Source organism: Geodermatophilus marinus, assembly GCF_003428645.1.
In the GTDB taxonomy this organism is placed as follows: Bacteria; Actinomycetota; Actinomycetes; order Mycobacteriales; family Geodermatophilaceae; genus Geodermatophilus.
In genome coordinates, this window is the sequence record NZ_QVQH01000001.1 from 256,034 (window position 1) to 280,902 (window position 24,869).

At 77.1% G+C, this 24,869-nt stretch carries 25 protein-coding genes; 21 read left to right on the forward strand and 4 right to left on the reverse strand.

What is annotated here, in order from left to right:
* Window positions 1-114: 114 nt before the first annotated feature.
* From D0Z06_RS01265 to D0Z06_RS01325, 13 genes are all read left to right on the forward strand, one after another.
* Window positions 115-795 carry a redox-sensing transcriptional repressor Rex gene (locus D0Z06_RS01265; protein ID WP_117375561.1) on the forward strand — a complete coding sequence of 227 codons (681 nt, stop codon included), beginning with the start codon at window positions 115-117 and terminating at the stop codon, window positions 793-795.
* Window positions 792-2,165 (forward strand): glutamyl-tRNA reductase, encoded by a 1,374-nt coding sequence (locus tag D0Z06_RS01270; protein WP_117375562.1) that lies wholly within the window; start codon window positions 792-794, stop codon window positions 2,163-2,165. The genes D0Z06_RS01265 and D0Z06_RS01270 overlap by 4 nt, the downstream gene beginning before the upstream one ends.
* Window positions 2,162-3,097 carry a hydroxymethylbilane synthase gene (hemC, locus tag D0Z06_RS01275; RefSeq protein WP_117375563.1) on the forward strand — a complete coding sequence of 312 codons (936 nt, stop codon included), beginning with the start codon at window positions 2,162-2,164 and terminating at the stop codon, window positions 3,095-3,097. The genes D0Z06_RS01270 and hemC overlap by 4 nt, the downstream gene beginning before the upstream one ends.
* Window positions 3,098-3,179: 82 nt before the next feature.
* Window positions 3,180-4,724, forward strand: a complete 1,545-nt coding sequence (locus D0Z06_RS01280) for a bifunctional uroporphyrinogen-III C-methyltransferase/uroporphyrinogen-III synthase (protein WP_117375564.1) — start codon at window positions 3,180-3,182, stop codon at window positions 4,722-4,724.
* A complete protein-coding gene (gene hemB / locus D0Z06_RS01285) occupies window positions 4,721-5,710 on the forward strand; it encodes a porphobilinogen synthase (RefSeq protein WP_117375565.1) in 990 nt (329 codons plus the stop codon). Before D0Z06_RS01280 ends, hemB begins: the two co-directional genes overlap by 4 nt.
* A 125-nt stretch (window positions 5,711-5,835) precedes the next feature.
* On the forward strand, window positions 5,836-6,216 hold the full coding sequence (locus D0Z06_RS01290) for a hypothetical protein (protein ID WP_233517375.1): 381 nt from the start codon (window positions 5,836-5,838) through the stop codon (window positions 6,214-6,216).
* On the forward strand, window positions 6,213-7,598 hold the full coding sequence (hemL, locus tag D0Z06_RS01295; protein WP_117375566.1) for a glutamate-1-semialdehyde 2,1-aminomutase: 1,386 nt from the start codon (window positions 6,213-6,215) through the stop codon (window positions 7,596-7,598). The genes D0Z06_RS01290 and hemL overlap by 4 nt, the downstream gene beginning before the upstream one ends.
* Window positions 7,598-8,233: a histidine phosphatase family protein gene (locus D0Z06_RS01300; protein ID WP_117375567.1), complete on the forward strand. Its 636-nt coding sequence runs from the start codon at window positions 7,598-7,600 to the stop codon at window positions 8,231-8,233. The genes hemL and D0Z06_RS01300 overlap by 1 nt, the downstream gene beginning before the upstream one ends.
* Window positions 8,230-8,820 carry a TlpA family protein disulfide reductase gene (locus D0Z06_RS01305; protein WP_117375568.1) on the forward strand — a complete coding sequence of 197 codons (591 nt, stop codon included), beginning with the start codon at window positions 8,230-8,232 and terminating at the stop codon, window positions 8,818-8,820. Before D0Z06_RS01300 ends, D0Z06_RS01305 begins: the two co-directional genes overlap by 4 nt.
* Window positions 8,821-8,824: 4 nt before the next feature.
* The gene (locus D0Z06_RS01310) at window positions 8,825-9,673 is read left to right on the forward strand and encodes a cytochrome c biogenesis CcdA family protein (RefSeq protein ID WP_117375569.1); all 849 of its coding nucleotides are present in this window, start codon (window positions 8,825-8,827) and stop codon (window positions 9,671-9,673) included.
* Entirely contained in the window at window positions 9,670-11,307 is a 1,638-nt protein-coding gene (gene resB / locus D0Z06_RS01315) for a cytochrome c biogenesis protein ResB (protein ID WP_117375570.1), read from the forward strand. The genes D0Z06_RS01310 and resB overlap by 4 nt, the downstream gene beginning before the upstream one ends.
* On the forward strand, window positions 11,304-12,263 hold the full coding sequence (gene ccsB / locus D0Z06_RS01320; protein WP_117375571.1) for a c-type cytochrome biogenesis protein CcsB: 960 nt from the start codon (window positions 11,304-11,306) through the stop codon (window positions 12,261-12,263). Before resB ends, ccsB begins: the two co-directional genes overlap by 4 nt.
* Window positions 12,264-12,379: 116 nt before the next feature.
* Window positions 12,380-12,757, forward strand: coding sequence for a hypothetical protein (locus tag D0Z06_RS01325; protein ID WP_117375572.1), 378 nt, complete (start codon window positions 12,380-12,382; stop codon window positions 12,755-12,757).
* Between the two features lie 158 nt (window positions 12,758-12,915).
* On the opposite strand, the gene D0Z06_RS01330 is transcribed toward D0Z06_RS01325, so the two are convergent.
* On the reverse strand, window positions 12,916-13,155 hold the full coding sequence (locus D0Z06_RS01330; protein ID WP_117375770.1) for a hypothetical protein: 240 nt from the start codon (window positions 13,153-13,155) through the stop codon (window positions 12,916-12,918).
* Window positions 13,156-13,268: 113 nt separating this feature from the next.
* On the opposite strand from D0Z06_RS01330, the gene D0Z06_RS01335 reads away from it, so the two are divergent.
* Together D0Z06_RS01335 and D0Z06_RS01340 are read left to right on the forward strand one after the other, a co-directional pair.
* A complete protein-coding gene (locus D0Z06_RS01335; RefSeq protein WP_117375771.1) occupies window positions 13,269-13,706 on the forward strand; it encodes an Lrp/AsnC family transcriptional regulator in 438 nt (145 codons plus the stop codon).
* Entirely contained in the window at window positions 13,699-14,010 is a 312-nt protein-coding gene (locus D0Z06_RS01340) for a DUF4229 domain-containing protein (RefSeq protein ID WP_117375573.1), read from the forward strand. The genes D0Z06_RS01335 and D0Z06_RS01340 overlap by 8 nt, the downstream gene beginning before the upstream one ends.
* 73 nt (window positions 14,011-14,083) lie before the next feature.
* On the opposite strand, the gene D0Z06_RS01345 is transcribed toward D0Z06_RS01340, so the two are convergent.
* Both D0Z06_RS01345 and menE read right to left on the reverse strand, forming a co-directional pair.
* Window positions 14,084-14,956: a 1,4-dihydroxy-2-naphthoate polyprenyltransferase gene (locus tag D0Z06_RS01345; RefSeq protein WP_117375574.1), complete on the reverse strand. Its 873-nt coding sequence runs from the start codon at window positions 14,954-14,956 to the stop codon at window positions 14,084-14,086.
* 2 nt (window positions 14,957-14,958) lie between these two features.
* On the reverse strand, window positions 14,959-16,152 hold the full coding sequence (gene menE / locus D0Z06_RS01350; protein ID WP_117375575.1) for an o-succinylbenzoate--CoA ligase: 1,194 nt from the start codon (window positions 16,150-16,152) through the stop codon (window positions 14,959-14,961).
* Window positions 16,153-16,187: 35 nt separating this feature from the next.
* Here menE and D0Z06_RS01355 point away from each other — a divergent pair, with 35 nt between their 5' ends.
* From D0Z06_RS01355 to D0Z06_RS01370, 4 genes are all read left to right on the forward strand, one after another.
* Window positions 16,188-17,135 (forward strand): o-succinylbenzoate synthase, encoded by a 948-nt coding sequence (locus tag D0Z06_RS01355; RefSeq protein WP_117375576.1) that lies wholly within the window; start codon window positions 16,188-16,190, stop codon window positions 17,133-17,135.
* Between the two features lie 87 nt (window positions 17,136-17,222).
* Window positions 17,223-18,911: an ATP-binding protein gene (locus D0Z06_RS01360; RefSeq protein ID WP_158579850.1), complete on the forward strand. Its 1,689-nt coding sequence runs from the start codon at window positions 17,223-17,225 to the stop codon at window positions 18,909-18,911.
* The gene (menD, locus tag D0Z06_RS01365; RefSeq protein WP_117375578.1) at window positions 18,908-20,617 is read left to right on the forward strand and encodes a 2-succinyl-5-enolpyruvyl-6-hydroxy-3-cyclohexene-1-carboxylic-acid synthase; all 1,710 of its coding nucleotides are present in this window, start codon (window positions 18,908-18,910) and stop codon (window positions 20,615-20,617) included. The genes D0Z06_RS01360 and menD overlap by 4 nt, the downstream gene beginning before the upstream one ends.
* A 76-nt stretch (window positions 20,618-20,693) precedes the next feature.
* Entirely contained in the window at window positions 20,694-21,236 is a 543-nt protein-coding gene (locus tag D0Z06_RS01370; RefSeq protein ID WP_117375579.1) for a 2,4'-dihydroxyacetophenone dioxygenase family protein, read from the forward strand.
* 46 nt (window positions 21,237-21,282) lie between these two features.
* Here the strand turns inward: D0Z06_RS01370 and D0Z06_RS01375 are convergent, their stop codons facing one another.
* Window positions 21,283-22,557 (reverse strand): isochorismate synthase, encoded by a 1,275-nt coding sequence (locus D0Z06_RS01375; RefSeq protein WP_117375580.1) that lies wholly within the window; start codon window positions 22,555-22,557, stop codon window positions 21,283-21,285.
* A 35-nt stretch (window positions 22,558-22,592) separates the two neighbouring features.
* Here D0Z06_RS01375 and D0Z06_RS01380 point away from each other — a divergent pair, with 35 nt between their 5' ends.
* Together D0Z06_RS01380 and D0Z06_RS01385 are read left to right on the forward strand one after the other, a co-directional pair.
* Window positions 22,593-23,318: a demethylmenaquinone methyltransferase gene (locus D0Z06_RS01380; protein WP_117375581.1), complete on the forward strand. Its 726-nt coding sequence runs from the start codon at window positions 22,593-22,595 to the stop codon at window positions 23,316-23,318.
* Between the two features lie 261 nt (window positions 23,319-23,579).
* A complete protein-coding gene (locus D0Z06_RS01385; RefSeq protein WP_117375582.1) occupies window positions 23,580-24,839 on the forward strand; it encodes a geranylgeranyl reductase family protein in 1,260 nt (419 codons plus the stop codon).
* Window positions 24,840-24,869 lie beyond the last annotated feature (30 nt).

Genomic DNA, 24,869 nt, shown 5'->3' on the forward strand with positions numbered 1-24,869 from the left:
TGCGTTCACAAGCGGTTACCGTGGCGTTCGCCGGGCAGGAGTGCCCGGCTCCCCGATGTCGTCCGTCAGCACCGGCGCCCGCCGGCCCGCGGGTGCGACCGCTGTGGAGAGCCCGTGACGCAGCCGCGGCCCCGGATCCCGGAGGCCACCGTCGCCCGCCTCGCCGTGTACCTCCGGGTGCTGACCGGCCTGGCGGACGGTGGTCGCACCACCGTCTCCTCCGGTGAGCTCGCGTCGGCCGCCGGCGTCAACCCGGCCGGGCTGCGCAAGGACCTCTCCCACCTGGGCCCGTGCGGCGTGCGCGGGGTGGGCTACGAGGTGGCCACCCTGCGGGACCGGATCGCCCGGGTGCTCGGTGTCGAGCGCTCGCGCGCCTGCGTGCTCGTGGGCATCGGCAACCTCGGCGCGGCCCTGGCCGACTACGCCGGCTTCGGCGGCCGGGGCTTCCGCTTCGTCGGGCTGTTCGACGCCGCCCCCGCGCGGGTCGGGCAGCGCGTCGGCGGGCAGCCGGTCCGCCCGATGGAGGAGCTCGCCGAGGTGGTCGCCGCGACGGCGGCCAGCATCGGGGTCATCGCGACACCGGCCGAGGTCGCGCAGTCGGTCTGCGACCGGCTCACCGCGGCCGGGGTGAGGAGCATCTTGAACTTCGCACCGGTGGCGCTCGTCGCGCCGGGGGACGTCGACGTCCGCCAGGTGGACCTCTCCGTCGAGCTGCAGGTCCTGGCCTTCCTCGGCCAGCAGCGCGACGCCGGTGCCCCGGCGCTGCCCGCGCCGGCCGTGGAGGTGCCGGCATGAGCCTGCTGGCCGTGGGCGTGAGCCACCAGACCGCACCGGTCGCGCTGCTCGAGCAGTTCGCGATGGGCGCCGACGAGACGACCAAGGCCCTGCACGAGCTCGTCGACACCCCGCACGTGAGCGAGGCCATGGTGCTCGCCACCTGCAACCGGGTCGAGGTCTTCGCCGAGGTCGACCGCTTCCACGGGGGCGTCGCGGAGGTCAGCCGGGTGCTGGCCCGCCAGGCGGGGGCCACCGTCGAGGAGCTCTCGCCCTACGTCACCGTGCACTACGAGGACGAGGCGGTCCGCCACCTGTTCACCGTCGCCGCGGGCCTGGACTCCATGGTCGTCGGCGAGACCCAGGTGCTCGGGCAGCTGCGCACCGCCTACGCGCTGGCCCGCGAGCGGGGCACCGTGGGCCGGGCCCTGCACCCGGTGGCGCAGCGCGCTCTGCGGGTGGGCAAGCGGGTGCACTCCGAGACCGGCATCGACCGCGCCGGGGCCTCGCTGGTGTCGGTCTCCCTCGACCGCGCCGAGGAGCGCATCGGCCCGCTGGCCGGGCGCGGGGTGCTGGTCGTCGGCGCCGGCTCGATGGGTGCGCTGGCCGCCACCACGCTGGCCCGCCGCGGCGCGGGCGTGACGGTCATCAGCCGCACGCCGGCCTCCGCGCAGCGGCTGGCCGAGGCCGTCGAGGGCCGCGCCGCCGGGCTCGGGGACCTGGCCGAGGAGCTGGCCGGGGCCGACGTCCTGGTCACCTGCACCGGGGCCCGGGGGCTGGTCGTGGGCACCGACGTGGTCGGCGCCGCCATGACCGGCCGCGCGGGCCGCCCGCTGGTGGTGGTCGACCTCGCGCTGCCCCGCGACGTCGACCCCGGCGTGGCCGGCCTGCCGGGCGTGCACGTCGTGGACCTGGCCCTCCTGCAGAGCGAGAAGCGCGAGGGCGCGACCCCGTCCGCCGACCCGGTCGCCGGGGCGGTCGGTGCGGACGACATCGCCTCCGCGCACGCGCTCATCGAGGCCGAGACCGCGCTGCTGCGGGCCGAGCGGCAGGCCGCGGCCGTCGCCCCCACGGTGTCGGCCCTGCGCAGCCAGGCCGCCGAGGTCGTGGACGCCGAGCTGCTGCGGCTGTCGGCCCGGGTGCCGGACCTCGACGCCAAGGCCCGCGCGGAGGTGGCCCGCACCGTCCGCCGCGTCGTCGACAAGCTGCTGCACGAGCCGACCGTCCGCGTCAAGGAGCTGGCCGGCGCCCCCGGCGGGGTCGACTACGCCGACGCGCTGCGCGCCCTGTTCGGGCTGGGCATCGACGCCGAGCTGACCCCCGAGCGGACCAACCTGGCCGAGGCGGTCACCGTCGACCCCGACGAGCTGCGGCGCGGGGGGAGCTCGTGAGCGTCTCCACCACCACCCTGCGGCTGGGCACCCGCGCCAGCCTGCTGGCCACCACCCAGTCCCGGGCGGTCGCCGACGCCCTCACCGCGGCCACCGGGGTCGCGGTCCGGCTGGTGCCCATCAGCACGGAGGGCGACCGGTCGTCGGCGGCCATCGCGCAGCTCGGGGGCACCGGCGTCTTCGTCGCCGCGATCCGCCGGGCGCTGCTCGAGGGGTCGGTCGACGTCGCCGTCCACAGCTACAAGGACCTCCCGACGCTGCCCGAGCCGGGCCTGTCGGTGGCCGCCGTCCCGCCGCGGGAGGACCCCCGCGACGCGCTGGTGGCCCGGGACGGGCTGACCCTCGGCGAGCTGCCGCCGGGGTCGCGGGTGGGGACCGGCGCGCCGCGCCGCGTCGCCCAGCTGCGCGCCCTCGGCCTCGGCCTCGAGGTGGTGCCGATCCGCGGCAACGTGGACACCCGGGTGAGCCGGGTCGTCCCGGGGGATCTCGACGCGGTGGTGCTGGCACGGGCCGGGTTGACGCGGCTGGGCCGGCTCGACGCCGTGACCGAGACCCTCGACCCGCTGCAGGTCCTCCCTGCGCCGGCCCAGGGCGCCCTGGCCGTCGAGTGCCGCAGCGGGGACGAGGGCACCCGCGCGCTGCTGGCCACGCTCGACGACCCCGGCACCCGGGCGTGCGTGCTGGCCGAGCGCACCGCCCTGGCCACCCTGGAGGCCGGGTGCAGCGCCCCGGTGGCCGCCTACGCCGAGCTCGCCGAGGGGGAGGACGGCCCCGAGCTGTACCTCCGCGCCTCGGTCACCGCGCTGGACGGCAGCGACGCCGTCCGCGCCTCCCTCACCGGACCGATCGAGGCCGCCGAGCGCCTCGGCCGCGACATCGCGGCCGACCTGCTCGACCGCGGCGCCGCCGAGCTGATGGCGGCCGGCCGGTGAGCCCCACCCCGACCGGGGAGCGCCCCCCGGTCCCCCCGACCCCCGCACACGAGCCCTCCGGGGCCCTGAACAGGAGCACGCGATGACGCGCCCCCGCAAGCACAACGGGACGACCGGCACGGTCGTCTTCGTCGGCGCCGGCCCGGGCGACCCCGGGATGCTGACCGCCCGGGCGACCGCCGCGCTGACCGAGGCCGACGTCCTCCTCGTCGACCCCCACCTGCCGCCGGCCCTCACCGACGCCGTCGGTGCCGCCCGGCCCGACCTGCCGCCCGAGACCGTCTCCGGGGAGCCCGCCGAGGTCGCCAAGGCGGCCGTGGCCCAGGCCAGGAGCGGCGGCACCGTCGTCCGGCTGGTCGCCGGCGACCCGTTCACCGACGACGCCGTCGTCAAGGAGGTGCTCGCCGTCGGGCGCACCTCCGTGCCCTTCGACGTCGTGCCCGGCGTCGCCCCGGCCACGGCGATCCCCGCCTTCGCCGGCGTCGCCCTCGGCGGGACGTCGCTGTCGGCGGACCTGCGCGCGGAGGTCGACCTCACCGCGCTCGCCGCCGCCGCCTCCGGCTTGGGGGCCCCGCTGGTCCTGTCGGCCGACGCCGCCCAGCTGCCCGACGCCGCGGTCGGCCTGGTCGAGGGCGGCCTGCCCGGCAGCACCGCGGTCGTGGTGACCAGCGGCGGCTCGGGGACCGGGCAGCGCAGCGTGGTGACCAAGCTGGCGGCCGTCGCCGAGAAGACCGCCGGGCTCGACGCGGTCACCGGGCCGGTCGTGGCGACCGTCGGGTCGGCCGTCGACAAGCGCGGCAAGCTCTCCTGGTGGGAGAGCCGGCCGCTGTTCGGGTGGCGGGTCCTGGTGCCGCGCACCAAGGACCAGGCCGGGGACATGAGCGACCGGCTGCGCGCCTACGGGGCGGTCCCGGTCGAGGTCCCGACGATCGCCGTCGAGCCGCCGCGCAGCCCCGCCCAGATGGACCGCGCGATCAAGGGCCTGGTCACCGGCCGGTACGGCTGGATCGTGTTCACCTCGGTGAACGCGGTGAAGGCCGTCCGCGAGAAGTTCGTCGAGCTCGGCCTGGACGCGCGCGCCTTCGCCGGGGTCAAGGTCGCCTGCGTCGGTGAGCAGACCGCCGACGCGGTGCGCGCGTTCGGGATCGTGCCCGAGCTCCTGCCGACCGGGCCGCAGTCCAGCGAGGGCCTGCTGGCCGACTTCCCCGAGTACGACGACGTGCTGGACCCGATCGACCGGGTGCTGCTGCCCCGCGCCGACATCGCCACCGAGACCCTCGCCGCCGGGCTGAAGGAGCGCGACTGGGAGATCGACGACGTCACGGCCTACCGGACGGTCCGGGCCGCGCCGCCGCCCGCCCCCGTTCGCGAGGCCATCAAGGGCGGCGGGTTCGACGCGGTGTGCTTCACCTCCTCGAGCACGGTGCGCAACCTCGTCGGCATCGCCGGCAAGCCGCACGCCAAGACCGTCGTCGCGGTGATCGGCCCGCAGACGTCGGCCACCGCGCAGGAGTTCGGCCTGCGGGTCGACGTCCAGCCGGAGACCGCCGCCGTCGGGCCGCTGATCGACGCCCTGGCCGAGTTCGCCGCCGCCCGCCGGGCCGAGCAGGAGGGCGAAGGGAAGTGAACGGGGGCGCGAGCCCCGGCTTCGCGCGCGGGCGCCGGCTGCGGTCGACGCCCGCGCTGCGGCGGCTGACCGCGCAGACCCGGCTGTCCCCGGCCGACCTGGTGCTGCCCGTCTTCGTCAAGGAGGGCATCGACGAGCCGGTGCCGATCTCCGCCATGCCCGGGGTCGTGCAGCACACGACGGAGTCCCTGCGCAAGGCCGCCCACGAGGCGGCCGAGGCCGGGATCGGCGGGCTCATCCTCTTCGGCATCCCGTCGGAGAAGGACCCGGTCGGCTCCCAGGCCGACGCCGCGGACGGGATCGTCAACGTCGCGCTGCGGCAGCTGCGGTCCGACGTCGGTGACGACCTCGTGCTCATGGCCGACCTGTGCCTGTGCGAGTACACCGACCACGGGCACTGCGGGCTGGTCACCCCCGCCGGGGTGGTCGACAACGACCCGACGCTGGACCGGTACGCCGCCGTGGCGGTGGCGCAGGCGCGGGCCGGCGCCCACGTCATCGCCCCGAGCGGGATGATGGACGGCCAGGTCGCGGCGATCCGCCGGGCCCTCGACGGCGACGGGTGCACCGAGACGCCGGTGCTGGCCTACGCGGCCAAGTACGCCTCCGGCTTCTACGGCCCGTTCCGCGAGGCCGCCGAGGGGGCGCCGCAGTTCGGCGACCGGTCGACCTACCAGATGGACCCGCCCAACGCCGACGAGGCGCTGCGGGAGGTGCGCCAGGACCTCGCCGAGGGCGCCGACGCGGTCATGGTGAAGCCCGCGCTGCCCTACCTCGACGTCGTCGCCCGGGTCGCCGACGCCGTCGACGTCCCGGTCAGCGCCTACCAGGTCAGCGGCGAGTACGCGATGGTCGAGGCGGCCGCCGCCCGCGGCTGGGTCGACCGGCGGCGGGCGGTGCTCGAGACGCTCACCGCCATCCGCCGCGCCGGCGCCGGCACGGTGCTCACCTACTGGGCGGTGGAGGCGGCCCGCTGGCTGCGCTGAGCGGGGGCCGGGGCCACGTCGAGCCCGGGGGCTCCTGGTGGCCGTTCTGGGCCGCCGCCGGGGTCCTCGCGGTACCGGCCGCCGCCGACGCGCTGGGCGCCCCGGGCCCCGGCCCGCTCGCGTGGGTGCTCGCCGCGCTCGCCGTCCTGGGCCTGGTGGCCGCCGGCGTGCTCGCCGCGCGGCGCACCTGGACGGTCCGGGTGGACGCCGACGGGCCCGACCCGGCGCTCACCGTGGGCCGCGAGCGGGTGCCGCTGCGCCGGATCGACGCCGCGCACCTGCGCGCGGTCACCGCCGGCACCGCCGGGGTGGACGCCGGGGCGCCGGTGCTCGGCGGCGCGGGCTCGCTGCCGCGCGGCCGGTCGGGGCTGCCGCTGCGGCTGACCGACGGGCGCACCGTGCTGGTGCCCTCCCGGGACCCGGCGGCCCTCGCCGCGACGCTGCTGACCGCCGTGACGGACACCCCCGGCGCCGGACCGGGGGAGGAGGGGACACTGGGGTCGTGACCTCGCTGGACAGCCCGCCCTACGCCTACGAGGCCCCCGCCTCCGCCGACCTCTTCGCCCGCGGGCAGCGGGTCACCCCGGGAGGGGTCAACAGCCCGGTCCGCGCCTTCCGGGCGGTCGGCGGCACGCCGCGGTTCATGGCCTCGGGCTCCGGCCCGCACCTGGTCGACGCCGACGGGCGCCGCTACGTCGACCTGGTCTCCTCGTGGGGGCCGCTGATCCTCGGCCACGCCCACCCGGCCGTGGTCGAGGCGGTGACCGCCGCCGCCCGCCGGGGCCTGTCCTTCGGCGCCCCGACCGAGGGCGAGCTGGAACTGGCCGAGGAGATCGAGGCGCGGATGCCCCCGGTCGAGCAGGTGCGGCTGGTCAACTCCGGCACCGAGGCGGTGCTCTCGGCGATCCGGCTGGCCCGCGGGGTCACCGGCCGGCCCCTGGTGGTCAAGTTCGCCGGCCACTACCACGGCCACGTCGACGCGCTGCTGGCATCCGCCGGCTCCGGGGTGGCGACCCTGGGCCTGCCCGACACCCCCGGGGTCACCACGGGCGCGGCCGCCGACACCGTGGTGCTGCCCTACAACGACGTGGCCGCCGTCGAGGCCGTCTTCGCCGGGCGCGGGGACCGCATCGCCTGCGTCATCAGCGAGGCGGCGGCCGGGAACATGGGCGTCGTCCCGCCGCTGGACGGCTTCAACGCCGAGCTGCGGCGCATCACCGCCGCGCATGGGGCGCTGCTCGTCCTCGACGAGGTCATGACCGGCTTCCGGGTCTCCCGCTCCGGCTGGTACGGCCTCGACCCGGTCGACGCCGACCTGTTCACCTTCGGCAAGGTCATGGGCGGCGGGCTGCCCGCGGCGGCCTTCGGCGGCCGCGCCGGCCTCATGGGCCACCTGGCGCCGGCCGGGCCGGTCTACCAGGCGGGCACGCTCTCGGGGAACCCCGTGGCCGTCGCCGCCGGGCTGACCACCCTGCGGCACTGCACCGAGGACGTCTACGCCCGCTGCGACGAGGTCGCCGCGACCCTGCGGGGTGCGGCCAGCGCCGCGCTGTTCGCCGCCGGCGTGCCGCACCGCGTGCAGCAGGCCGGGTCGATGTTCTCGGTCTTCTTCGTGCCCGACGACCGGCAGGTCCGCGACTACGACGACGCACGGTCGCAGGAGGCCGCCCGCTACACCGCCTTCTTCCACGCGATGCTCGCCCGCGGGGTCTACCTGCCGCCCTCGGCGTTCGAGGCCTGGTTCGTCAGCGCCGCGCTGGACGACGACGCCGTCGGCCGGGTGCTCGACGCGCTGCCCGCCGCCGCCCGCGCTGCCGCGGCGGTCGACCCGACGAGCGCCCCGCCGGCCGAGGAGCCCGCCGACGCGCCCACCGGGATGAGCACCTGATGGCCGAGACGACCGTCGTCCACGTGCTCCGCCACGGGGAGGTGTTCAACCCGGAGAAGGTCCTCTACGGCCGGCTGCCGGGCTACCGGCTCTCCGAGACCGGGGAGGCGATGGCCCAGGCCGCCGCGGAGTGGCTGGCCGGCCGGGGGGTGACCCACCTGGTCTCCAGCCCGCTGGAGCGGGCCCAGCAGACCGCCGCCCCGATCGCCGCGACGCTGTCGCTGCCCGTCGAGGTCGACGACCGGCTCATCGAGGCCGGCAACGCCTTCGAGGGGCTGCGGGTCGGCGTGGGGGACGGCGCCCTGCGCATGCCGCAGCACTGGTGGAAGCTCCGCAACCCGCTCCGGCCCTCCTGGGGCGAGCCCTACGTGGAGATCGCCGCGCGCATGCTGGCCGCGGTCGAGGCGGCCCGCGACGCCGCGCGCGGCTCCGCTGCGGTGTGCGTCAGCCACCAGCTGCCGATCTGGACCCTGCGGCTGCACCTGCAGGGGCGCCGGTACGCGCACGACCCGCGGCGGCGGCAGTGCGGCCTGGCCAGCGTCACCTCGCTGACCTTCGACGGCGACCGGTTCACCGGCCTCTCCTACGCCGAGCCGGCCGGCGCGACCGACCCCGACGCGGTGCCGGGCGCATGAGGCGGATCCCGGCGGCGGTGCTCGCCGCCCTGCTCGGTGCCCTGCTGCTGCTGGCCGGCTGCTCGGCCGGGACCGACGCGGTCGACGTCAACAACGGCGGCCAGTTCCGCTTCGTCGCCGGCACCGCCGCCGGGGAGGTCATCCCCGAGGAGCAGCGCGCCGCGGCGCCGGACTTCTCCGGCACCCTGCTCGGCGGCGGGTCGTTCGACTCGGCCGAGCTCGACGGCGACGTCGCCGTCCTCAACTTCTGGGGCTCGTGGTGCCCGCCGTGCCGGGTCGAGACGCCGCAGTTCCAGGAGGTCTACGCCGACGTCCGCGACCGCGGGGTGGCCTTCCTCGGGATCAACGTCAAGGAGACCAGCGAGCAGTTCGCGCAGGCCTTCGTCGACAGCCAGGGCATCGAGTTCCCCTCGCTGTCCGACCCCCGCGGCGAGGTCGCCCTGACCTTCCGGGACTACCCGGCGAACGCGATCCCGTCGACGATCGTGCTGGACCGCGAGGGACGGGTGGCGGCGGTCTACACCGGCGAGGTGTCGCAGGAGGACCTCCGCGCGGTGCTCGACCTGCTCCTGGCCGAGAGGAGCTGAGCCCGTGGGCGAGACGTTCAGCGGCCTGGTCACCGACGGCCCGCTGCTCGTGGCCGCGGTGGTGGCCGCGCTGGTCGGGCTGGTCAGCTTCGCCTCGCCCTGCGTGCTGCCGCTCGTGCCCGGCTACCTCTCCTACGTGACCGGCCTGGCCGGCGCCGGCACCGCGGCACCCCCGCCGCGAGCGCGGCACCGGAGCGGCCCGGCGGACCCCGGGGGTGGTCCCGGCGCCGCGGTCGCCGAGCGGACGGCGGTCGACGAGCGGTCCCCGCGCGGCCGGATGGTGCTCGGGGCGCTCCTGTTCGTCCTGGGCTTCACCGTCGTCTTCGTCGCCTTCGGCGCGGCGTTCGGCGGGCTGGGCCGGCTGCTGCTGCAGTACTCCGACGTCCTGACGCGCGTGCTCGGCGTCGTCACCGTCGTCATGGGCCTGGCCTTCCTCGGCTGGCTGCCCCTCCTCCAGCGCACCGCGCGGTTCTCCGCCCGGCCGGTCGCCGGCCTGGCCGGCGCGCCCCTGCTGGGCGTGGTCTTCGGGCTGGGCTGGACCCCCTGCCTCGGCCCGACGCTGGCCGCGGTCAACTCGCTGGCCTACGTGGAGGCCACCGCCGGCCGCGGGGCGCTGCTCGGCGTGGCCTACTGCGCAGGCCTCGGCATCCCGTTCGTCCTGGTCGCCCTCGGGGCGCGGTGGGCCCTCGGCGCCACCTCGGTGCTGCGCCGGCACGCCCGCACCGTCACCCGCGTCGGCGGGGCGCTGCTCGTGGTCGTGGGCCTCCTGCTCGTGACCGGCGCCTGGACCGAGATGATGGGCTGGCTGCGGTCGTGGCTGGCCGCCACCGGCTTCGCGGAGACCTCGCTGTGACGATCGAGGCACCCCCGCGGCCGGCCGAGGCGCCGCAGCCGGCCGCGCGCCCGTCGGCCGGCCGCCGGGCCTGGGCGCTGTGGCTGCGCTGGTGGCGCCGGCTGACCGCGATGCGGACGGCGATCGTCCTGCTCTTCCTGCTCGCCGTCGCGGCCATCCCCGGGTCGCTGCTGCCCCAGCGCGCGCTGTCGCAGGACAACGTCCGGCAGTACTACCTCGACCACCCGACGCTGGCGCCGGTGCTCGACCGGCTCTACCTGTTCGACGTCTTCTCCTCGCCGTGGTTCGCCGCGGTCTACCTGCTGCTGTTCGTCTCGCTCATCGGCTGCGTCGTCCCGCGCGTCGCCGAGCACGCCCGCGCGCTGCGCGCCGCCCCGCCGCCGGCGCCGCGGCGCCTGCTGCGGCTGCCCGATTCCGCCGGGCTGGCCACGCCGCTGGCCGGTCCGGCCGCCCTGGACGTGGTGGAGGAGGAGCTCCGGGTCCGCCGGTTCCGCGTGGTCCGCCGCTCCGGGGCCGCCGGGGAGGAGCTGTCGGCCGAGAAGGGCTCCTGGAAGGAGACCGGCAACCTGGTCTTCCACCTGTCGCTGGTCGCGCTGCTGCTCGGCCTGGCCGGCGGCAAGCTCTGGGGGTACGAGGGCAGCATCCTGGTCACCGAGGGCCAGGGCTTCTGCAACTCGTTCCAGCAGTACGACACCTACTCGGCCGGGCCGCTGGTCGAGGGCTCCGACCTGAGCCCGCTGTGCGTCGACCTCGAGGACTTCCGCGCCGAGTACGAGGAGGACCTCACCGCCGCCTCCTACACCGCCGACATCTCCTACGGGCCGCCCGGCGCGGAGGGGCGGCGGACGACGATCGGCGTCAACGACCCGCTGCGCACCGGCGGCGACCGCGTGTACGTCACCGGGCACGGCTACAGCCCGCGGTTCACCGTCACGCTCCCGGACGGCACGGTGTTCGAGGGCGTCTCGGCGCCCTTCCTGCCCGCCGACCAGGGCACGCTGGCCAGCGAGGGCGCGCTCAAGCTCCCCGACCTCGGCGCGGGGGTCGAGGACCAGCTCGCAGTCGAGGGGTTCCTCGCCCCGACCGGCGTCCTCCAGGGCGGCGTCCTCACCTCGATCGACCCCCGGCCCCTGTCGCCGCAGGTGGCGGTCCTGGTCTACCGCGGCTACCTCGGCCTGGACTCCGGCCTGCCCCAGTCGGTGTACTCCCTCGACGCCGACCAGGTCGAACGCGGCAACCTCACGGAGGTGGGCCGGGCCAACCTGGCGGTCGGGGAGTCGATCACCCTGGACGACGGGACGTCGATCACCTTCGACGGCGTCGACCAGTTCGCCGCGCTGCAGTTCTCGCACGACCCGGGCCAGGTATGGGTCCTGGTCGCCTCGATCACCCTGCTCGCCGGGCTCCTGGCGCTGCTCCTGCTGCGCCGGGAGCGCTTCTTCGCCCGCGCCACCGCCGCGGCCGACGGCGGCGGTACCGTGCTGACCGTCGGCTCCCTCACCCGCGGCGGTGGCGACAGCGCCGAACGGTTCACCGAGCTGACCGGTGAGCTGCGCACGGCGCTGGCCGACCGCTCCTCCCCGACCCCGCCGGCCGGCGGGGCCGACCCGCACCCCGGAGGTCCCCACCCGTGACCGTCGACCCCGCCCTGGCCGAGCTGTCGGACACGCTCTTCTCGGCCAGCGTCGCCGTGTACTCGGCGGCCGTCGTGGCGTTCTGCGCGCAGCTGGCCTTCGGCCGCCGGCCGGCCCGGCAGCTCGTGGCCGCGGGCACCGGCGGGGACGCCCCCGTCGCGGGGGACGGCGCCGCGACCGCGGGACCGGCTCCGGCCGGGCGGGCGTCCCGCTGGGGCGCGGTCGGGCTCGCGCTGACCGTCGTCGGTGCGCTGGTCCACGCCGGGGTGCTGGTGACCCGCGGCCTGGCCACCGACCGGCTGCCCTGGGGCAACATGTACGAGTTCGCCACCGCGGTGGTCCTCGTCGGGGTGGTGTCCTTCGTCGTCCTCGCCGTGCGCGTGCCGGGTGCCCGCGACATCGGCGCCTACGTGCTCGCGGTCGTCGTGCTCGCGCAGGTCGCGATCGGCCTGTTCCTCTACGCCGAGGCCGGCCCGCTGGTCGCCGCGCTGCGCTCGAGCTGGCTGGCGGTGCACGTCAGCAGCGCCGTCCTCGGCTTCGGCGTCTTCTTCGTCAGCGGGATCGCCAGCGCCCTCTACCTGCTGCGGCTGCGCCACGACGCCGGCGGCGGGGACGCCGGCTCGGTGCTCGCCCGGCTGCCGGGGGCGGTCACCCTCGACCGCGTCGCGCACCGCACCGCGGTGTTCGGCTTCCCCATCTGGACCTTCGCCGTCATCGCCGGCGCCATCTGGGCCGAGAGCGCCTGGGGCCGGTTCTGGGGCTGGGACCCGAAGGAGACCTGGGCCTTCATCGCGTGGGTCGTCTACGCCGGCTACCTGCACGCCCGGACGACGGCGGGCTGGCGCGGGCGGCCCGCGGCGTGGGTGAACGTCGTGGGCCTCGGCGTCATGGTGTTCAACCTGCTCTACGTCAACATGGTCTCGACCGGGCTGCACAGCTACGCCGGTCTCGACTGAGTCCGCCCCTGCCGTCACACCGGGTGACTCCTGTCCCGGGGCGCGGCGTCGCGTGTCGCCCCCGTGCGGCGTGTCGTGCTTCCATGCGCGCATGACGCACCGTGGGAGGAGCTCCCGTGGGTAGGCACTCGGCGGCCGAGGGCGCCGCGGTGGACCCGCTCGTGGCCGCCGCCCTGGCGCGCCGCCCGGCGACCGACGGCCGGCGGGCGCCGCACGGCCAGGGGGAGCTGGGCTGGCCCGGGGAGGGCGAGCGGCACGAGGGCCTCGGCTGGCCCGGCGGCATGCACGAGCCCGACGACGCCGCCCCGCAGGGCGGGGGGACGGGCGCCGGACCCACCGCGGAACCGGCGGACGGGCCCGGGCGGGAGGCCGACGACACCGCGCAGATGGACCGGCTGCCGGACCTCCCGGGCGGCGGGGCGCCGCCCGGCCCGGGCGGGGAGGCACCCCCGCGCCGTCGCGCCGGCTGGCGGCGCTTCTTCCGCGCCGCCTAGGAAGACCCGTCCCCCTCCCCGCTCGCAGGCCCGCGGCGAGCCTCCGGACGGGGCCGCCCTCCTCCCCGAGCCTCGCAGGCTCGGCGCGGTGCCCCGGAGGGGACCGCCCGTCGTCGGCTCCGGTCAGGGCGCCGGGGACGACGAGCGGGGAGCGGAGCTCAGGCCGGCGAGCCGTCGTCGCGCCGCGCGCGGCGCTCCAGCTCGCGGAGGAACTCGGGGTCGTCGTCGGGCCCCACGACCCGGCCGGTCGACGGCCGGGGACGGCTCGGCGGCCGTGGCGGGCGTGGCAGCCCGCCGCCGCCGCCACTGCCACCGCCGGGACCACCGGTCGCGGAGGCCGCCCGCATCACGAGCACGACGACCGCGACCGCCACCAACAGCACCACCAGGAAGGCCACGACGCCCACCCCCTCGAGACCCGACCGCCCGTCCGACACCACAGTACGTCGGCGGGGATACTCGGTCGCGTGCGGCGGAGGTCCCGCAGCACGGGCGGAGGACGGAGAGCGCCATCGACGCGGTCGACCGGCAGCTGATCGACCTGTTGCGGGCCAACGGCCGGGCGAGCTACGCCGAGCTGGCCCGCCAGGTGGGCCTCTCGGCCCCGTCCGTGCACGAGCGCGTGGGCAAGCTGGAGGCCGCGGGGGTCATCACCGCCTACCGCGCCGTGGTCGACCCGGCGGCCGTCGGGCTGGACGTCACCGCGCTGGTCGGGGTCATCGAGAGCGACTCGGTCGACGACACCGGCGTCGAGGAGGCGCTGCGCGCGATGCCCGAGATCGAGGACTGCTGGCGGGTCGCCGGCAGCGAGGGCTACGTGCTCAAGGTCAGGGTGACCGACATCCCGGCACTCGAGTCGGCCATCAGCGCGTTGAACAGGATCAGAGGCGTGGCGCGCACCCGCACCACGGTCGTACTGAGCACGAAGTGGGAGGGCCGTCATGGCTGAGCAGGCCGCACCGGGCGCACCGACCGGAGGGCCGGCGACGCCGCCGAAGGTGCTGCCGTGGCTGGTCGTCTACACCGTCGGGCGCTTCGCCATCGCCGCGGCGCTGGTGCTGCTGCTCTGGTGGGCCGGCATGCCCGGCTTCCCCGGGCTGCTGTTCGGCCTGCTGCTGTCGATGCCGGCCGCCTACCTGCTGCTGCGCCCCTCGCGCGAGCGGCTCACCGAGGCCCTGGCGGCCCGCGGCGTCGCCCGCAAGCAGGCCCGCGCCGACCTCGACGCCCGGCTCACCGGCGACGACGCCGCCTGACCGAGGGCGGCGGCCACCCGCCGAGGGCGGCGGCCACCCGCCGAGGGCCGCGGTCACCCGCTGAGGGCCGCGGTCACCCGCTGAGGGCGAGGCCCAGCGCCAGCAGCACCCCGGTGACCAGGGTGAGCAGCCCGGTGCCCTGCAGCGCCCCGATGAGCGCCGGTCCCCGGCTCCCGGCGAGCACGGTCCGCACCGGCGGGACGGCCAGCGGCGCCGCGAGCAGCGCCAGCAGCACCGTCGGGCGCCCGACGCCGATGGCGACCACCACCGCGGCGGAGACCACGGGCAGCGCGGCGAACAGCAGCCGCGTGCGGCGCTCGCCCAGCAGCACCGCGAGCGTGCGCTTGCCGACGGCCGCGTCGCCCGCCACGTCGCGCAGGTTGTTCACGACCAGCAGCGCCACCGACAGCAGCCCGATCGGCACCGACGCGGCGACGGCCAGGCCCTCGACGGAGCCCGTCTGCACGAACGTCGTCCCCACGACGGCCACCAGGCCGAAGAAGACGAACACGAACACCTCGCCCAGCGCCCGGTAGCCGTAGGGCAGCGGACCGCCGGTGTAGGTCCAGGCCGCGGCGATGCAGGCCGCGCCGACGGCGAGCAGCCACCAGCTCGTCAGCGCGGCCAGGGCGAGGCCGGCCAGCGCCGCGACGGCGAAGGAGGCGATCGCCGCGGCCAGCACCTGCCGCGGGCTCGCCGCCCCCGAGCCGACCAGCCGCATCGGGCCCACCCGGGCGGCGTCCGTGCCGCGCACCCCGTCGGAGTGGTCGTTGGCGTAGTTGACCGCGACCTGCAGGGCCAGCGCCACGACGAGGGCGAGGACGGCGGTCAACGGCCGGAAGCCGTCGAGCGCGGCGGCGGCCCCGGTGCCGACGAGGACGGGCGCCAGGGCGGCGGGCAGGGTCCGGGGGCGGGCCGCGGCCAGCCACTGGGCGGGGGTCGCCACGGTCAGCGGGTCTCCTGGGTGCGGGGCGCCCGGGCGCCGGTGGGCCGGCCGCCGGTCCGCGGGGTGTCGGCCTCCCGGAGGAGGGCCGCGGCGACGCCGCGGCGGTCGGGCTTGCCGGTGTGCAGGGTCGGGACGGCGGGGATGGCGTGCAGCTCCCGCGGCGCGGCGGGCCCCCCGAGCCGGGCGGTCACCCACCGGCGCAGCACCGCCAGCTCGGGGGGAGCGCCGGGCGCCGGGACGACGGCGGCCACCACCCGCTGGCCCCACTCGTCGTCGGGCCGGCCGAAGACCACCGCGTCGGCCACCCCGGGGTGCTCGCGCAGCACCGCCTCGACCGCCTGCGGGGCCACGTTCACCCCGCCGGTCACCACCACGTCGTCCAGCCGCCCCTGCACGGTCAGCCGGCCGTCGGGGCCGAGCGTCCCGGCGTCGCGGGTGCGGAACCAGCCGCCGCCGAAGGCCGCCGCCGTCCCCCCGGGGTCGAGCCGATAGCCGACGGCGAGGACCGGCCCGGCCAACCGGACGCCGTCGGCGTCCACCGCCACCCGCACGCCGTCCAGCGGCACGCCGTCGTAGACGCAGCCGCCGGCGGTCTCGGTCATGCCGTAGGTCGTGACCACCGCGACGCCGGCGTCCCGGGCCCGGGCCAGCAGGGCGGGGTCGGCCGCCGCGCCCCCGACCAGCACCGCGTCGAAGCCGGCCAGCGCCCCCGGCTCGCGGTCGAGGGCCCGCCGCAGCTGGGTGGGGACCAGGGCGGTGTAGCGGCGTCCGCGCGGCATCCGGGCCAGCGCCGCGGCCAGCGGCTCGTCGCGCGCCAGGACGGTGGGCCGGGTGCCGGCCAGCAGGGAGCGGCAGAGCACCTGCAGGCCCGCGACGGCCGAGACGGGCAGGGCCAGCAACCAGGCACCCGGGCCGCCCAGCCGGGCGTGCGTCGCCGTGCCGGAGGCGCGCACCGCGGACGCCGGCAGCAGCACCCCCCGCCCCCCGCCGGTGGAGCCGGAGGTGGCCACGACGAGGTCGGCGCCGTCCTCCAGGGGCTCCCCGGGCGCGAGCACGGCCCGCGCGGCCGCGGTCGCGGCCGCGGGACCCGAGGGCAGCACCGCCAGCGGCGCCGTGCCGTCGAGGGCGGCGCGCAGGGCGGGCACCAGCTCCAGCGGGTCGGCCGGCGCGGGCACGAGGGTCAGCTGCCGGGCCACGGCTGTCGAGGCTACTGCCGCTCTAGGGTGGGCCCGTGATCACCGGGGCCGGCGCGGAGCTCGAGCCGCACGCGTGGTCGGTCCCGCTGCGCACCCGGTTCCGGGGCCTCGACGTGCGCGACGGCGTCCTGGTGCGCGGGCCGGCCGGCTGGGGGGAGTTCTCGCCGTTCTGGGACTACGACGTCGCCGAGAGCCGCCGCTGGTGGCGGGCGGCGCGGGAGGCGGCGGTCGAGGGCTGGCCCCCGCCGGTGCGCGACGCCGTCCCCGTCAACGTCACCGTGCCCGCCGTCGGGCCCGAGCGGGCGCACGCGATCGTCGCCGCCTCCGGCTGCCGCACCGCCAAGGTCAAAGTGGCCGAGCCCGGGCAGACGCCCGCCGAGGACCTCGCCCGGGTCGAGGCGGTCCGCGACGCGCTCGGCCCGTCCGGGGCGATCCGGGTCGACGCCAACGCCGCCTGGGACGCCGGGACCGCCGTCGCCCGGCTGCGCGAGCTCGACCGGGTGGGCCTGGAGTACGCCGAGCAGCCCTGCGCCACGCTCGCCGGGCTGGCCGAGGTGCGCCGGCGCAGCGGCGTCCGGGTCGCCGCCGACGAGGTGGTGCGGCGCGCGGCCGACCCGCTGGCGGTCGACCTGCGGGAGGCCTGCGACGTCGTCGTCCTCAAGGTGCAGCCGCTCGGCGGCGTCCGGGCCGCCCTGCGCGTGGCCGAGGCGCACGGGCTGCCGTGCGTGGTCTCCTCGGCGCTGGAGTCGTCGGTCGGCATCGCCGCGGGCGTGGCGCTGGCCGCGGCGCTGCCCGAGCTGCCGTTCGCCTGCGGCCTGGCCACGGTGGCGCTCTTCGCGGACGACGTCACCACCGACCCGCTGCTGCCGGTGGACGGTGCCCTCCCGGTCCGCGCGGCCGTCCCGGACCGGCTGGCCGAGGTCGCGGCCGGGCCCGGGCTGGCGGCCCGCTGGCGCGCCCGGCTGGCGGCGGTCGCCGCGTGAACGACTTTCGTCGGACTTTTCGCTAGTCTCCCGTCGGGCAATGTCACAAAAGTAGCGGGAAAGTGGCCGATGGACAGACTTGTCGAAGTGGCGCTGGCACGCATCGCTGACGGCGACACGGCTGACTCCCTGGAGCACGGCACCCTCGACTTCAAGACGGACAGCGCGCGGCCGAAGGACACGCATGCCGACCTCGCGTCGGCTGCTGTGTGCTTCGCCAACGCATCTGGCGGCTTCATCGTCCTGGGCGTAGCGGACCGCACTCCCGGCCCAGCTGCCTTCGTCGGTACGAAGCTCGACGCCGCTGTCGTACGGCGACAGATCTTCGAGTTGACGCAGCCAGGGTTGGACCTCCGCGTGGAGGAGGCGATGCGCGAAGGAGCGCAGCTCCTCGTGCTCGCCGTGCCGGAGGGGCTGGACGTGCACGCGACCACGAAGGGCGTCTACTCGTGGAGGCGTCACGACACGTGTGTGCCCATGCGCCCGGTCGACGTGCAGCGTCTCGGAGAGGAACGCCGTGGAGAGGACTGGTCGGCGAGGGCGGACTCGTCAGGCGCTGTGGACCCGTCCGCTCTCCGAGTCGCACGGGAACGCGTGGCGCGAGCGTCGTCCACGGAGCTGGCCCGCACTGCGGACCTGCCTGACGACGACTTCCTCCGCGCGCTCGGCGCGGTCACGACCCGAGGCAGGCTGACTCGAGCAGGGGCACTGGTCCTCGGAACGTCGGGTGTGGTGCAGGGGCCCCGCATCATCTACCAGCACAAGCCGTCGATGGGGTCAGAGGCCGACTACGTCCTTCGACTCGACGGTTCCCTGCTCGTGGCCGTCGAGCGTGTCCTCGAGGCCGTGGATGTACGAACCCAGCAGCGGCCGATGCATCTTCCCGACGGTCGGCAGGTCGTCCTGGAGGACGTTCCGCGCCTTGCGGTGCGGGAGGCGATCATGAACGCGGTCGTGCACGGGGACAGCAGGACCGGCGAGCCCGTGCACATCGAGCACACGCCGGAGGCGCTGACCGTGACCTCCCCTGGACCACTCGTCGCCGGTATAACGGTGGACAACATCCTGACGCATGCCCACCGGGCACGCTTCCCGTCCCTCTTCGACCTGCTGCACAAGCTCTCGCTCGTCGAGCAAATCGGGGCCGGCGTGGACCGGATGTTCCGCGAGATGTTGCGTGACGGACGATCAGCCCCTGCCATCGCGGCTACTGACGACGAGGTCACCGTGACGCTGATCGGTCGCGAACCGGACCTCCGCGTGGCCCGCTTCGTACGCGGTCTACCGCAGCGTGTGGGCGAGGACGTGAGCACGTTGCTCGTCCTGAGCCTCCTCCTCCAGAGGCGGAGCGTCTCGGCGCCCGATGCGGCGGCGCACCTGCAACGGACCCCTGAGCGCGCGCAGGACGTGCTCCGTCTCCTCAGCTCGGACGACGTAGCGCTCATCGAACCGTCGAAGGGGACAGCGCACCGTCGACATCCGCACTACAGGCTCCGGGCGGAGGTGCTGGCCGCGCTCGGTCCCGCCGTCACCTACCACCGCCCTGCTACGGCCGAGATCGAGCGCAAGATCGTGGAGCACGTCGCCGAGTACGAGTGGGTCAACAATCGAACCGTCCAGAACCTCTTCGACGTAGACGTCTACAAGGCGAGCGGGTTCCTGAAGGATCTCGTCGAGCGGGGAGTGCTCGCCAAGACCTCGGAGCAGTCCCGAGGGATCGCCGTCCGCTACGGGCCAGGCCCGACCTTTCGCCGCCCATCTCGGAGACGACGGTGAACCCCTCCACCGCGCTGGCCCGCGTGCTGGTCGACGAGCTGGTCCGCGGCGGCGTCACCGACGCGGTGGTGGCCCCGGGGTCGCGCTCGGCGCCGGTGGCCCTCGCGCTCGCCGAGGCCGAGCGCGCCGGCCGGCTGACCCTGCACGTGCGCATCGACGAGCGCACCGCCGGGTTCCTCGCCCTCGGTCTCGCGCGGGCCTCGGGCCGGCCGGTTCCGGTGCTCACCACCTCCGGGACGGCGACCGCGCACCTGCACGCGGCGGTGCTGGAGGCCGACGCCTCCGCTGTGCCGCTGCTGGCCCTGACCGCCGACCGGCCGCCCGAGCTGCGCGACACCGGCGCCAACCAGACCGTGCACCAGCCCGGGCTCTACGGGGGCGCGGTGCGCTCGGCGGTCGACGTCGGCGTCCCCGAGGCCGGCCGGGAGGCCGCCCAGGCCCGGTACTGGCGCTCGGTGGCGGCCAAGGCGCTGCTCGTGGCCCGGGGCGCCCTCTCCGGGGACCCCGGCCCGGTGCACCTCAACCTGCCCTTCCGCGAGCCGCTGCTGCCCGACGACGCGGCGCCGGCCGAGCTGACCGGGCCCTGGGCCGGCCGGCCCGGCGGTGCCCCGTGGACCGCCGCGGAGCCGCGCGTCGTCCCGGTCCCCGCTGCGCCGCCGTGGCGCCGGCGCACGCTCGTGGTGGTCGGCGACGGTCCCGCCGCGGCCGGCCGGCAGGCGGCGGAGGAGGCCGCGGCGAACGGCTGGCCGGTGGTGGCCGAGCCGAGCAGCGGGGCCTGGTCGGCCGGTGCGGTCCGCGGCGGTGCGCTGGTCCTCGGCGCCCCGTCCTGGCTGGCCGGGCACCGGCCCGACCGCGTGCTCGTCGTGGGGCGGCCCACGCTGTCCCGGCCGGTGAACGCGCTGCTGGCCGACCCGGGCGTCGAGGTGGTGACGGTGACCTCGTCGCCGCGCTGGCCGGACGCCGGCCGCTCCACCTCCCTGCTCGCGGGCAGCGCCGCCGGGGGTGTACCCGAGGGCCCGGTCGACCGGCGGTGGGCCGGGGAGTGGCGGGCCGCGGGTGCCACCGCGGGCGCGGCGGTCGACGGCCTGCTCGACGCGGTGCCCGGGCTGACCGCCGCGCGGCTGGCCCGCGACGTGGTGGCCGCGCTGCCCGGCGGCGGGCTGCTGGTCCTCGGCTCCTCGACCCCGGTCCGGGACGTCGACCGGCTCGCCGTGCCGCGCGACGGGCTCACCGTGCTGGCCAACCGGGGCGTCGCCGGCATCGACGGCACCGTGTCGACCGCGGTCGGCGCGGCACGGGTGCACCAGCGGGCCGGCGGCGGGCCCGCGGTGGCCCTGCTCGGCGACCTCACCCTGCTGCACGACCTGCAGGGCCTGCTCGTGGCCGACGACGAGCCCCGGCCGGACCTCGTGGTCGTCGTCCCCGACAACGACGGGGGCGGCATCTTCGCGCAGCTCGAGCCGGGGGCGTCGCGGCACGAGTCGCACTACCGGCGGGTCTTCGGCACCCCGCACGGCCGGGACCTCGTCGCGGTCGCCGAGGCCCTGGGGTGGCCGGCGAGCGCGGTGGACGGGCCCGCGCAGCTGGCCGCCGCCCTCGCCGGCGGCGGGCCGCGGGTCGTCGTCGTCCGCACCGACCAGCGGGCCGAGGCGCAGCTGGCGGCGGCGCTGCGCACCGCGGCGGCGGAGGCACTGGAGCGCCCCTGACCGGCCGGCTGGCCCGCCCGGTGGGGGAGGAGCACGCTGTGGGCACCCTTCCACCCGCGACGTCGAGGAGTGCGCGATGGTCAGCCCCGAGCCCCGCACCGGCCCCGAGTTCTGGCGCGACCTCAAGCCGATCGAGAAGGTCTTCCGCAAGGACGCCGCCCCCGAGATCTTCCTGCCCGACACCCTCGACGACGACGAGCGGTACTTCATCCCGCTGTCGGAGACGGTCGGCTCCCGCCCCCTGTGGATCTCCCTGACGCAGAACCGGTGGGCCGACGTCCTCATGGCCACGCAGGCCGGGCTGGTGAACCGGCACTACCACCCGCACCAGGTGTTCGGGTACACCCTGTCGGGCCGGTGGAGCTACCTCGAGCACGACTGGGTGGCCACGAAGGGCACCTTCGTCTACGAGACCCCGGGTGAGGCGCACACCCTGGTGGCGCACGAGTCCGACGAGCCGATGCGGGTGCACTTCAACGTCACCGGACCGCTGATCTGGCTCGACGAGGACGGCGAGCCCGAGGGCACCTTCGACGCCTACGACTACCTCGAGCTGGCCCGCGACCACTACGAGAAGGTGGGTCTGGGCGCCGCCGAGGTGGAGAAGCTGCTGCGCTGACCCGGGGACGCACACCGGACGCCGACCCGGGGCGCCGGCCCGGGTCTCAGCCCTCGAGCGCGGCCTGGAAGGCGGCGAACTTGGCCTGGGTCTCGGCCAGCTCGGCGGCCGGGTCGGAGCCGGCCACGATGCCGCACCCGGCGAACAGCCGGGCGGTGGCCGGGTCGTCGTCGCACAGCTGGGCGCACCGCAGGGCCAGCCCGAACTCGCCGTCGCCGCGGGCGTCCAGCCAGCCCACCGGCCCGGCGTAGCGGCCGCGGTCCATCCCCTCCAGCTCGCCGATCAGCCCGGCGGCCCGCTCGGGCGGCGTCCCGCACACCGCGGCGGTGGGGTGCACCGCGCCGACCAGCTCCAGCAGCCCGGCCCGGCCGCGGGCGCCGCCGCGGCGCTGCAGGCCGGTCACGTCGGTGGCCAGGTGGCGCACGTTGGGGAGGGTCAGCAGCCGCGGCTCGTCGGGGGCGGTGAGCGTGGTGCAGTAGGGCGCCAGCGCCCGCACCAGCGACTCCACCGCGTACGCGTGCTCGGCGCGGTCCTTGGCCGAGCCGAGCAGGGTCGCGGCCAGCCGGTCGTCCTCGGCACCCGCGCCCCGGGCCGCGGTGCCGGCCAGCACCCGCGCGGACAGCTCCCGGCCGGTCCTCCGCAGCAGCAGCTCCGGGGTGGCGCCGAGCAGGCCCTCGACGGCGAACGTCCAGCAGTCCGGGAAGCGGTCGGCCAGGCGGGCGAGCAGGGCGCGGGGGTCGAGCGGGGCGTCGGCGGTGACCAGCAGGTCCCGGGCCAGCACCACCTTGTCGAGGTCCCCGGCGCAGATCCGGCGCACCGCCGTCTCGACCGCGCGGCACCAGGAGACCGGGTCCAGGCCCCCGTCGGCGTAGCGCAGCCGGCCCAGCGGCGCGGGGGCGGTCGCGGGGGCCCGGGTCAGCTCCGCGGTCGGGTCGACGTCCCCGGTGGTCGTCACCCAGGTCACGCCGTCCCGGCGGCCGACCACCACGCGGGGGACGACGAGCACCGACGTCCCCGCTGCCGGGTCGAAGGCGATCCCGGCGAACACGACCGGGCCCGAGCCGGGCACGCCGAGCGGGTCGGTGACGTCCAGCCCGGCCACCGTCTCGTCCCACCACGCCGCGGCCTGCGCGAGCGCGCCGGGTCCGCGGACCTCCAGGCGCGCGGCCTCGCCCCAGCCGACCAGCCCCTCGCCGCGGCGGACCCAGGAGAGCGCGCCCGCCGCCGGCAGGAGCCCGAGCAGGTCCGGGCTGCCGGGCAGCACGGTCGTGGTGACCGGGTGCGCGGGCGCCTCCGGGGAGGTCACGGCGGCCGCTGTCACGCTCCCAGGGTAGGCAGCCGGTAGCGTCGTCCGCCGTGGTGGACCGGCGAGGGGACGCGGCGACGGCGGGCGCACGGGCGGGTCTGGACAAGCGGCCGGCCGACGTGGCCGCCATGTTCGACCGCGTCGCCCGGCGCTACGACCTCACCAACACGGTGCTCTCCGCCGGTCGCGACGTCGCCTGGCGCCGGGCGACCCGGGAGGCCCTCGGCGCCCGGCCGGGCCAGACGGTGCTCGACGTCGCGGCCGGGACGGCGGTGTCGACGGTCGAGCTGGCCTCGGGCGGGGTGCGGGCCATCGCCTGCGACTTCTCCCAGGGCATGCTGCGCGCCGGCGCGGCCCGGCCGGTGCCCAAGGTGGCCGGGGACGCGACCGCCCTCCCCCTCGCCGACGCGAGCGTGGACGGCGTCGTCATCTCCTTCGGGCTGCGCAACGTCGTCGACCCCGACGCCGCGCTGCGCGAGTTCGCGCGGGTCACCCGGCCCGGCGGCACCCTCGTGGTCTGCGAGTTCTCGAGCCCGACGTGGGCGCCCTTCCGCACCGTCTACACCGAGTACCTGATGCGCGCGCTGCCGCGGATCGCCCGCGCGGTGAGCAGCAACCCCGAGGCGTACGTGTACCTCGCCGAGTCGATCCGGGCCTGGCCGGACCAGCCCGCGCTCGCGCGGCGCATCGGGGCCGCCGGGTGGGCCGGCGTGGAGTGGCGGGACCTCACCGGGGGCGTCGTGGCGCTGCACCGCGCCCGCACGCCGCACGCCTGAGCGCGGTCGGTGCCGGGGCGGCCCCGTCCGGAGGCTGACCGCGAGCTCGAGCGGCCCCGTCCGGAGGCTCGCCCCGAGCGCGCGAGGGGTGAGGGGGAGGTGGTCCTCCTCGAGGAGGACGGGGTCCGTCACCCAACCGTGACGTCCGCCTCCCCGGGTGCCCCTTGTCAGCGACGTCACACCCCGGCATAGAGTGGGGACCGAGCGACCTTGTGAAGCAATTCACAAAGTCGGGAGGAGTCGGAGGGCGAGGGGGCACCCGTGGACGCGGCGGACCGGCGGGCCGACGTGGTCGTCGTCGGCGCGGGTCCGGCCGGCTCCGCGGCCGCCTGGCACCTGGCCCGCGCGGGCCGGGACGTCGTCCTGCTGGAGAAGGCCCGCCTCCCGCGGGAGAAGGTCTGCGGCGACGGCCTGACCCCGCGCGGGGTCAAGGCGCTGGTCGACCTGGGCGTCGACACGACCGGCTGGGTGCGCCACCGCGGCCTGCGGGTCACCGGCGGCGGCCGGGTCGTCACGGTCGACTGGCCGGCGCTGGAGCGCTGGCCCGGCCACAGCCTGGTCCGCCGCCGCGCCGAGCTCGACGCGCAGCTCGCCGCCCACGCGGTGGCCGCCGGCGCCCGCCTGCACGAGGAGGTCACCGTCACCGGCCCCCTGCTCGACGAGGCCGGCCGGGTCGCCGGGGTGGAGGCCACCGAGGGGCCCGACCGCACCCCGGTCCGCTGGCGGGCCGCGCTGGTCGTCTCGGCCGAGGGGCTCTCCGGCCGGCTGGGCAAGGCGCTGGGCCTCGTCCGCCGGGAGGACCGGCCGCTGGGCGTCGCCGTCCGCCGCTACGTGCGGTCCCCGCGCACGGACGACGAGTACCTCGACATCTCCTTCGACCTGTCGGCCACCGGGCCCAGCGCGGACTCGATGCCCGGCTACGGCTGGGCCTTCGGCATGGGCGACGGCACCAGCAACGTGGGCTTCGGCCTGCTCGACCGGCGCCGCGGCACCGGGGTCGAGCCGCGCGCGGTGCTGCAGGGGTGGCTGGCCACCCTCCCGCCCGAGTGGCAGTTCGGCGAGGAGCACGCGGTGTCCCCCCTGCGCGGCGCCGGCCTGCCGATGGCGCTGCACCGCCAGCCGGCCTACACCCGCGGCCTGCTGCTGGCCGGGGACGCCGCCGGGGTGGTCAACCCGTTCAACGGCGAGGGCATCAGCTACGCGCTGGAGACCGGGCGGATGGCCGCCGAGGCCGCCGTCGCCGGGCTGGCCGCCGCCGAGGGGCCGGCCCGGGAGGCCGCGCTGCGCGCCTACCCGGCCCGCCTGCGCGAGGAGTACGGCCGCCACCACCGGCTCGGCACGGCCTTCCTCGCGCTGCTCGAGCGCCCGGGGCTGGTCCGCTTCGCCACCGCGCACGGCCTGAAGCGGCCGCGGATGGTCGCCGCGGCGCTGCGGCTCATGGGCAACCTCTCCGACGGCCGCGACGGCGACGGGTTCGACCGCGCCGTCGCCGTCCTCACCCGGCTGGCACCGGCGGTCTGAGCCGTGGCCCTCCCCGCCTTCCACCGCCGA

What these genes read in the sequence shown, in the direction of transcription:
- D0Z06_RS01300 (WP_117375567.1), top strand. Translation starts at nt 7,598, where the DNA reads ATGGCCGAGACGACCGTCGTCCACGTGCTCCGCCACGGGGAGGTGTTC.
- D0Z06_RS01370 (WP_117375579.1), top strand. Translation starts at nt 20,694, where the DNA reads ATGGTCAGCCCCGAGCCCCGCACCGGCCCCGAGTTCTGGCGCGACCTC.
- D0Z06_RS01340 (WP_117375573.1), top strand. Translation starts at nt 13,699, where the DNA reads ATGGCTGAGCAGGCCGCACCGGGCGCACCGACCGGAGGGCCGGCGACG.
- D0Z06_RS01280 (WP_117375564.1), top strand. Translation starts at nt 3,180, where the DNA reads ATGACGCGCCCCCGCAAGCACAACGGGACGACCGGCACGGTCGTCTTC.
- D0Z06_RS01305 (WP_117375568.1), top strand. Translation starts at nt 8,230, where the DNA reads ATGAGGCGGATCCCGGCGGCGGTGCTCGCCGCCCTGCTCGGTGCCCTG.
- D0Z06_RS01270 (WP_117375562.1), top strand. Translation starts at nt 792, where the DNA reads ATGAGCCTGCTGGCCGTGGGCGTGAGCCACCAGACCGCACCGGTCGCG.